The following is a 5264-nucleotide window of genomic DNA, read 5'->3' as shown; positions in this document are numbered from 1 at the left end:
TTGCAGATACGACAGCAGGCCGGTCATCTTCTCACCACTGGTGATCTTCACGATCATCGCGCGTCGAACTCCTGCAAGATGCCATCGATTCGCATCGCGACCCGGCGCACCTCACCGAGCGTGACACCGAGATTCTCGGGCAGATCACCGGTCGCGTTGGTGGCCTTCGCCATCTGGTTGACGCTGATCGAGATCGCCGACAGCAAGCGGAACGCACCGAACAACTGCTCCGCGAATTCACGCCGCTCAGATGCGGTTTCGGAGTGCTCCGCGAGGGCGGACTCAACGAGCAACCGCGGCACGCTCACTCGCGCATGCTGCGCCTTCGCCAGAAGCGCCGACTCCTCCTCGGGAGTCACCTTCACCACGTGCCGAGCATGCCGACCACCGTCGACGTTCGCACGGCGCTCACGCCGGAACCGGCGCGGACGATCAACGGTCTCATCGCTCATCGTCGTCCCCCGTCATTCGGCCCAGCGCAGCGCCCCCACAACGTGGGGCTACACGACAGTGTCTCAGGTCCAGAGCACAGCGTCCAGACCTGACCCCAACTTAGGGCACCTAAGTTTCCATCTTGCTCCACCGGGTTCGATCCGTCGGCACGCAGCGCCTGCGTCGTGTGCCCGCTCTTGAAAGAAGCACAGGACGAGCGCAGCGAGTTCCTTTGCGCAGTTTTCCGGCCGCCCCACCTGTGATGCGGACCCGATTGTGGGTGCCTGAGATCGAGCGGAGCGGGACAGGGAATCTCGGGCATCCACACGAGGACCAGTGCGCTCCATACTTGCGGACGGCCGGCGCCCGAACGGGCAGACAAAGGGCCGCGCTCCGCGCGTCCAACGCGACGTCACAGCGGGGGAGTTATCCCCAAGTGGGTACCGGGCTTAACGGCATTGGGCACACACGACATCTCTCCGCTCCGCTGTGTCGTGTGCACACAACGCCTACCCGGACACCCACCCGGGGACAACAGAATCGAACGCGCCGCACCTCACGCGGTTGGCCGCGTGTACGGCTCGAGATTCGCGCGCGACGTCTATACGATCGAGCCCATGGAAACCCAGCCGCTGGAAACCGAATTCGCCGCCCTCGATGAACAGATCCGCCGAGAAGCCGAGAAGAAGATGCAGGCGATCCGCGTCGTCGCCACAGCACACAAAACTCTCGCCGACACCCGCGAAGAATTCGCCCGCGCCGACGCCGCGAACAAGAAGGCGTTGGCCGACGCACTCGCCGTCGCGCGCAGCGCCGGGTTCAGCGAGGCCGATCTGAAACGGTGGCAGGCCGACGACAGCAAGCCCAGCCGACGCGGACCGCAACGCCGGCCCCGCAAGAGCGCCCAGAAAGAAGCGGTGACACCGACCAACAGCGGAGCGGTCACCACCGCACCCGAATCGGCGGAGGACAACCTCGCAGCGTCGGCCTGACCAAAGTCTCACACCATCGTGCCACTGACACTGCATGTGTCGGTGGCACGCTCATGTTCATCACTTCGGGGGGATCTCGATGAGCGATGCCGCGATCGACAAACAGGACAAACCATCCGAAGGTGACCGCCATGCTAGCGCGCGCGATAAGCGATTCCTCATCACACTTGCGGGACCGCTGCTGGGAACATTATGGGCGGCGAACCTTGCTCCCGATCACCCAATCTCGGCAGTCCTCGGCGCACTGATCATCTTCGCCCTGGCCGCGTTCCTGGTGAAGAACGTTCCTCCACTGGGGCCGTCATGGAGTGTCCGCGCGGAGTTCGTGCGCGGATTCCGCTGGCTGGGTCTCGGGCCGGTACGGATTCGGGATCGACAAGTAGCGGTGCGCACTCAGCTGGTGTGGATCGTGCTCATTCCCACTGTGCTCGCATTTCTGGACTATCACTACCTCTCAGTGCTGATCAGCGAGTCCTTTCCCGTAGTCGATCCCGCAGAGCTTGCCGCGCAGGAAACTCGGCTTGCGAACGTGAAAGCTCTCGGCCTCTATGGCGCGCTTGCAGCGTCGTTTCTCGGTGCAAGCCTCTTCGAGGAAGTGGTCTTCCGTAGCCTCCCACTGATCGTGCACCGGTGGCGGCCGCACGCAACGATCCTCATCGCGATCACCGCTGCCGCATCCACCGCCCTGTTCGCGCTAGCGCATTCGGACTTCGGTACCGGCAACGTCGTTTCGGCGTTCATCGGCGGCGTGGTCTACGTTGCACTCGCGCTCTACACACGATCGCTCTGGCCATCGATCATGGCCCACGGCATCTACGATGCGATCATCATGGTGAGCTGGGTCGTGTAGGCCATCGACAACAACACGCAACGAGCGTCCCGCTTCGGTCGCGGGTCGGGGCACTCGTTTATCGGGACTCTCGTGTCAGCTATACTTTCGGATGGCCGCCTGTTTCGCCGTCGCGAACTCGTCAACATCCAGAACGCCCTCCGCGTGCAAATCCGCCAAGCGTCGAAGTTCCTCGGCAAGACCACCCGCGCTACCCGACTGAGGCAGTGTCGGAACCTGGACTACAAAGTTGGGTCGCTTGCTGTCGGCGATCTTGCGCTGCAATTCGTTGAGCCGTGGAAGTGCCCGCTTGTATAACGCTTTGCCCAGTGGCAGGCAGTTCGACAGGGTGTACGGATCGTCCGCAGCCTTGTTCCGCGACTTGTTCGCGTTACGCCAGAAGTCGTGTTGGGCGCTGCCTTGGTAGCTGGGTGACAGGATCTCCAGAACACCGTTCACGATTCCGCCGTTGAACTCTATGTTGGTGATCTCAGTGTAGGGAAACGTCGTCACTCGACCCCCACCTAGTGAGCCGGCCATGAAGCTGGTGTAACTCCCGGTCTTCACGATCATCAGTCGATCTTCGAACGCAGCAAGGACACCGCCCATCGAGTCACTGACAACGACGAACCACGGCCACTCATCCGCATGGGAATGCTGTTCGAGATACCGCCACGCCGCCTTCGTCACCCTCGGGCCGAATACCTCGACCCGCCCACGTCGGCCCTCGATTCGCTCCCGTTCCGCTTCCGCCGCCCGCTGCTCTCGGTCCTTCTGTTCGGCGGCGGCGGCTCGCTCCTCGTCTCGGCGTAGTGCCTTCTGTTGTTTCTCGTGAGCACGCTGTTGAACGGCCTGCCGCTGCGCCTCTGCGCGTTCTTCCGCTTCCCCTCGTGCGGTCTCGGCCCGTTCTCCCGCAGCTCGACGTTCCGCATCGATACGTGTCTGCGCGTCGGCGCGTTGAGCGTCGGCCGCCGCATGCATGCCCGCGGGGAACCCTGCGGCTACGAGGTGGTGCAAGTAGTGGCTAATGAACGGCACGTCCTCGTCGGGGATGGAGCCAAAGGACATCTGCTGGCCAGACCGTGTGGTGACTACCAAGGTCTTCGCGGATCCGTACGCGGTGAAGTCGAAGCGGTGAATAGTGTCCGCGTCCACGCCGCTCTTCGGTCCGGTCGCGCTGAGATCGCGACCGGTGAAAGCGAGTAGGCGGGCATTGGTGATGACGAGGCCATCGCACGGTGGATACATGGCCGATGTGCTCGCCACCGCCCAGGCGATCTCACCCGGATACAGATGGCGGGCGAGTGCCTCCACCCATTTGTCGGCGGTCCGGCGCTTGACGGAGGGGGCAATCTGCAATGACATCGTGGGCTGCGGTTCCTGACTACTTCTTCGGCGGGTCGAAACAGTACATCGCGTAATTGGGCGTTCCCGTTGCAGACCCTGAGACGCCACTGATCACCCTTATGCGCACGATGGCTGCCGTGTCGGTCCCTGGTTCTACTCTCGCCGGTAACAGCACCCGGAACCGGTTGAGTGGAGGACACCCTGAGCATCACCAGCGGCATTTCCCCGCTCCCGGGTATGCCCATTCCCTCGTCACACGCGGAGGACGAGCAGCTCGCTCTGATCGGGCAGCCTCAACCGGTTCGCGTTCCTGCACGGTTGTGGCGATCGTGGCTCTCGGAGCCAACGATTGTCGCTCGGTTCGAGGCCAAGCGCTATCAGCGTGCCGGGAACCTATGCACACCGTGGCTGGCCGGGGTCTCATCAACTGGCCACGGTTCCTTCCGGGCCGCGAGCCTGCCCGGCACGTCTCGACGTGGCACCGTGCCCGCGCACCTGTTCGCCTACCAGCTCGAGTACGGAGTGATCCCAAGACTGGGGTGGTCCGGTGCCGATGACGCGGTGCTGTGCCATCAATGCGACTTCGCCGGGTGCGTCAACCCACACCACATGCGCCTGGGCACCAACGCCGTCAACCGCACCGAGTACTACCTGCGTCGGCGGAACCTCGCCAGTCCACTTGCCGACATTCGCGGTCCCGCCGGGCGCACCCGAGCCGTCGCCTCCGCCGTCCGTGCTGGACTCGCAAACGGCGACGGACGCGACAGCATCGAATTGCGGATTCACCTCGCCGAATCCGCCGGACTTCCGCTCACGCTCTGGTAATCCTCAGGGCGCCACACAGCAAGTCGTGCACACACCGGTGGTGCCCAGCGGTTCATTTGCATCACGACGGTCCAGCAGAAAGATGATCCTCTCGAAATCTAGGCACGGAGCCATCCGTGTCGTGGTCCGCATCGCTTCACGGTCAACGACGGAACATCGTTTCCGCGCCGGATGGATGCGGAATCAGGCTATGGCTGCCGTTAGGCATGAACACGTGCACTCCCGATGGATCGCCAATGAATTGGGGCATCGCTTCCAGGCCCGCCCGCTGCGAGAACCAGTCCTGGCACGTCGGGCACATCACCTTCGACGAGGCGAAGATCTGATCGCTGGTACCGGCGGCTTTCTGCCGTTCAGAATGGGAATTCTCATACATACCTTCTGCGTCGGGCGGGTCAAACGGGTGCGGCGCAGTCTCGTGGCCGGCCTCAGCGCCCTCCACTCCTGCCTGCTCGGTGGCTCCGATCTTGTCGCCGGACCAGCCGCTCGTGGCCGGCTCGCCGCCGGGGGTACCCGCGATGTTCTTTGGACTCTCGATGTTCTGCAAGCGCGCAAAAGCGTCAGACGCATCAGCAATGGCGCTCTGGAACTCGGGGAGGTTGAGAATGTTGTCGAGACCTGGCTCGACATCGGTCAATCCCACATCGCCCCGCGCCTGGTCGGCTGCCTGGTCCGCGATCAATCTTCTGAGCTCCTCCTCAGGAGTTAGCTCAGGTTCTTCCGCCGCCTCCGCCTTCGGAGCCTCGGGCACCGCCTCCGCGATCGGAGCCTCGGGCACCGCCTCCGCGATCGGAGCCTCGGGCACCGCCTCCGCGATCGGAGCCTCGGGCACCGCCTCC

General features: G+C 63.6%; 6 protein-coding genes. 3 read left to right on the top strand and 3 right to left on the bottom strand.

The features are described from left to right. Positions 1–53: 53 nt before the first annotated feature. Positions 54–452: a MobC family plasmid mobilization relaxosome protein gene (locus tag MLGJGCBP_RS46560; protein ID WP_236581718.1), complete on the bottom strand. Its 399-nt coding sequence runs from the start codon at positions 450–452 to the stop codon at positions 54–56. 597 nt (positions 453–1049) lie between these two features. Here MLGJGCBP_RS46560 and MLGJGCBP_RS46555 point away from each other — a divergent pair. Further along, positions 1050–1424, top strand: a complete 375-nt coding sequence (locus tag MLGJGCBP_RS46555) for a hypothetical protein (RefSeq protein ID WP_236581717.1) — start codon at positions 1050–1052, stop codon at positions 1422–1424. A gap of 79 nt (positions 1425–1503) precedes the next feature. Then, a complete protein-coding gene (locus tag MLGJGCBP_RS46550) occupies positions 1504–2274 on the top strand; it encodes a CPBP family intramembrane glutamic endopeptidase (protein ID WP_160096980.1) in 771 nt (256 codons plus the stop codon). Positions 2275–2349: 75 nt separating this feature from the next. On the opposite strand, the gene MLGJGCBP_RS46545 is transcribed toward MLGJGCBP_RS46550, so the two are convergent. After that, complete coding sequence (locus tag MLGJGCBP_RS46545) at positions 2350–3567, bottom strand: SHOCT domain-containing protein (protein ID WP_160096978.1); 1218 nt, start codon at positions 3565–3567, stop codon at positions 2350–2352. A gap of 270 nt (positions 3568–3837) precedes the next feature. Here MLGJGCBP_RS46545 and MLGJGCBP_RS46540 point away from each other — a divergent pair, with 270 nt between their 5' ends. Further along, positions 3838–4425: a hypothetical protein gene (locus MLGJGCBP_RS46540; RefSeq protein WP_160096984.1), complete on the top strand. Its 588-nt coding sequence runs from the start codon at positions 3838–3840 to the stop codon at positions 4423–4425. A 142-nt stretch (positions 4426–4567) separates the two neighbouring features. Here the strand turns inward: MLGJGCBP_RS46540 and MLGJGCBP_RS46535 are convergent. Further along, positions 4568–5264 (bottom strand): hypothetical protein (locus tag MLGJGCBP_RS46535; RefSeq protein WP_201453092.1); only part of this gene is annotated, 697 nt, incomplete at its 5' end.

The organism is Rhodococcus sp. T7 (assembly GCF_009872365.1).
Lineage (GTDB): Bacteria > Actinomycetota > Actinomycetes > Mycobacteriales > Mycobacteriaceae > Rhodococcus_F.
The sequence above is the reverse complement of the archived record's forward strand: the minus strand, read 5'-3'. Positions and strand labels throughout refer to the sequence as shown.

What these genes read in the sequence shown, in the direction of transcription:
- MLGJGCBP_RS46560 (WP_236581718.1), bottom strand. Translation starts at nt 452, where the DNA reads ATGAGCGATGAGACCGTTGATCGTCCGCGCCGGTTCCGGCGTGAGCGC.
- MLGJGCBP_RS46555 (WP_236581717.1), top strand. Translation starts at nt 1,050, where the DNA reads ATGGAAACCCAGCCGCTGGAAACCGAATTCGCCGCCCTCGATGAACAG.
- MLGJGCBP_RS46550 (WP_160096980.1), top strand. Translation starts at nt 1,504, where the DNA reads ATGAGCGATGCCGCGATCGACAAACAGGACAAACCATCCGAAGGTGAC.
- MLGJGCBP_RS46540 (WP_160096984.1), top strand. Translation starts at nt 3,838, where the DNA reads ATGCCCATTCCCTCGTCACACGCGGAGGACGAGCAGCTCGCTCTGATC.